The organism is Coprobacter sp. (assembly GCF_982436375.1).
The window spans coordinates 1-2,978 of sequence record NZ_CEWDCG010000275.1 but is presented as its reverse complement, the minus strand read 5'-3'; the positions used below and the strand labels follow the sequence as shown (position 1 = coordinate 2,978).

2 protein-coding genes are annotated in these 2,978 nt (G+C 37.5%); both read right to left on the bottom strand.

Going from position 1 to position 2,978, the window contains the following annotated elements; all coding sequences use genetic code 11:
- Positions 1 to 1,652: single-stranded-DNA-specific exonuclease RecJ (gene recJ / locus AC1WHX_RS11560; RefSeq protein ID WP_417040168.1), on the bottom strand; the 1,652-nt coding region annotated here is incomplete at its 3' end.
- Between the two features lie 298 nt (positions 1,653 to 1,950).
- Complete coding sequence (locus AC1WHX_RS11555) at positions 1,951 to 2,874, bottom strand: mechanosensitive ion channel family protein (protein ID WP_009316774.1); 924 nt, start codon at positions 2,872 to 2,874, stop codon at positions 1,951 to 1,953.
- Positions 2,875 to 2,978 lie beyond the last annotated feature (104 nt).

The window sequence follows — 2,978 nt, the reverse complement described above, 5'->3', positions numbered from 1 at the left end:
GTATAACAAATATCGAAAGGGTGATGAGCTTTTATATATTCATTATGTTCATGCATACCGAAAGCAATACCGTTCATTATGTTTTCTGAACGGCTATCGACCATTTCTAATTTTAAGTGTTCCAATTCACGTCCGACTAATCGACTTGTTCCGTAGTCCAAAACCCGTTTGGTGCAAAAAATAGGTTTGGTGTTTCCGGGTCCGAACGGATTGAATTGTTTTAATGTTTTCAAAAAAGAGGGGGTTATATCTTTGAAATCAATTGTTGCATCGATGTCTATTTGGGGCATCATTTGTTCCGGAAGAATATTTTCTGCTACATAATTTTCAAAACGTTCTATAAATGTCGGAATGTTCTCTTCTTTTAGAGAAAGTCCGGCAGCATATGTGTGTCCACCGAAATTTTCCAATAAGTCTCGACACGATTCTATTGCTTTGTAAACATCGAATCCTTGTACCGAACGTGCCGAACCGGTAACTAATCCATTGGAAAATGTCAGAACTATTGCGGGGCGATAGTAGAGTTCGGTAAGGCGAGAAGCTACGATGGCGATGATGCCTTTATGCCAGTCCGGATTATATATTACAATAGATTTATGCGATTCGAAATCCTTCAGATTCTCGAGGATTTTATTGGCTTCTCCGGTGACCTGCTTGTCTATTTCTTTTCGAGTTTCATTATATTGGTTGATGTTTTCCCCTTTTTCTTTAGCTCCTTCAGGATCTTTGGAAATCAGAAGATCCACTGCCTCTTTGCCGGATTGTACTCTGCCTGAAGCATTAATACGAGGACCTATTTTGAAAACGATATCGCTGGTAGTAATATCTTTGTTTTTCAAACCGCAGAGGTCGATAATGGCTTTTAATCCGTTGCTTGGATTGGAGTTGAGTTGTTTAAGCCCATGAAAAGCCAGTATTCGGTTTTCGTCCGTTATCGGTACGATATCCGAAGCGATGCTTACAGCCATAAGATCGAGTAAAGGGAAAAGATATTCTTTTATACTTAGATTGTTGCTTATTGCGAAAGCCTGCATAAATTTAAATCCGACTCCGCATCCTGATAAATGTTGATAAGGGTAGGTCGAGTCATCTCTTTTGGGGTCTAATACGGCAACAGCTCCGGGAAGCTCTTTGTCCGGAACATGGTGGTCGCAGATAATAAAATCTATCCCTTTGCTTTTTGCATATTCGACTTTTTCTATTGCTTTTATTCCGCAATCAAGAGCAATGATCAGGGAAAAACCGTTTTCTTCAGCGTAATCTATACCTTTTATCGAAATGCCGTACCCTTCGTCATATCGGTCAGGTATGTAGCAGTCCAGACCGGAATAGAAATTCTGTAAAAATTTATACACTAAGGCGACAGCTGTAGTGCCGTCCACATCATAATCTCCGTAAATCAGTATTTTTTCTTTGCTCCCCATCGCCTTATTCAGACGATTTACAGCTTTGTCCATGTCGTTCAGTAAAAACGGATCATATAGATCGGATAATTGGGGGCGGAAAAACTTTTTTGCATCTGTTTCGTTTGTCACCCCCCGCAGTACCAGTAGCTCGCATATATAGGGATCTAATCCCAATGTCCGGGATAGAATCTCTTTGGCTTGTTTTTCTTTTTCTGTAAGGGGTAAGTAATTCCATTTACTTATCATTTATATGTTTTTTATTTTATCGAGGTCGGCAAGTTGCAATTCATGGTTTATATGACTGTGTGCAACTTGTATCATCATTATTAAATTAAATGATGACTTTGTATAGTGCTAAAGTGTTGATAATTAAATATTAGCATTATGATAATATGCTCTTTTTTATGCCTGTTTTCTTGTAGCCTATAAAAGAGCAGCTGTAAAGATAGTAAATTATGAGCTAAAAAAAGAGGCTATCTGTCGCAAAAAAATAAAAATGCGGCAACAAAATTTTGTTGCCGCATTTTTATTTTTTTTGCGACTATTATTCTTGTTCTTTTATAACATGCACATCCATTTGCGGGAATGGTATATTGAGCCCGTATTTCCCAAATTCCTTATAGACTCTTTCGTTCATATCGAAATATACAGACCAGTAATCTGAAGTTGCTACCCAGGCTCTAACGACAATATTTACAGAACTATCTCCTAAGCTGTGTAAGGCTATAAAATATGCCGGATCTTTAAGAACTCGTGTATCTTCATCGAGCATTCGAGATAATACTTCTTTAGCTTTGTCGTAGTCATCACCATATCCGATACCGAAAGTCCAATCCACCCGGCGCTTACCTTCTTTCGAATAATTATTGATAATACCTGTTGACAGTCCTCCGTTTGGTACAATGATTGTCTTATTATCGGGTGTATTTAAAATAGTATTGAATATTTGTATCTCTTTTACTGTTCCACTTTGTCCTTGAGCTTCGATATAATCTCCTACTTTATAAGGCTTGAAAAGGAGTACCATGACTCCTCCGGCAAAATTCTGTAATGTCCCGCTCAATGCCATACCGACAGCGATACCTGCTGATGCAAATAATGCGACAAATGAAGAAGTATTGACACCGAGAATACCGATGACGATAACGAGTAATATCAACATAAGCGATATGTTGATAAGGCTTAGAAGAAAAGTGCGTAATGAAAGTTCTACATTTCTTCGTATTAGAATGCCGGAAACGAATTTCCTGATTTTTTTCATCAACCATTTCCCTACCCAGAATATGACTAAAGCGATCAGTATTTTTATAGAAATATGTATTATTCCACTGACCATTTGCTCTAATAATTGTTGCAGAGACATATTGGAAGCACTGGAAAGTTTTTCAAAAAAAGAAACAACCTTGGTCGTGTCTGCCGGTGTCGGTACGGTTGTCGGGAGACCTCCGCTAATGAGTAAATCAAGCATTATCGTAGTATTTTTAAGTTTGACTTTTGCAAAATTAATATAAAAAAATTTTATATCTAACTAATGTATTAAAAAACACGATATGAGATGTTTTTGTTTGGTAT

Excerpts from the sequence above, each read along its gene's own strand:
- AC1WHX_RS11555 (WP_009316774.1), bottom strand. The coding sequence starts at position 2,874 with ATGCTTGATTTACTCATTAGCGGAGGTCTCCCGACAACCGTACCGACA.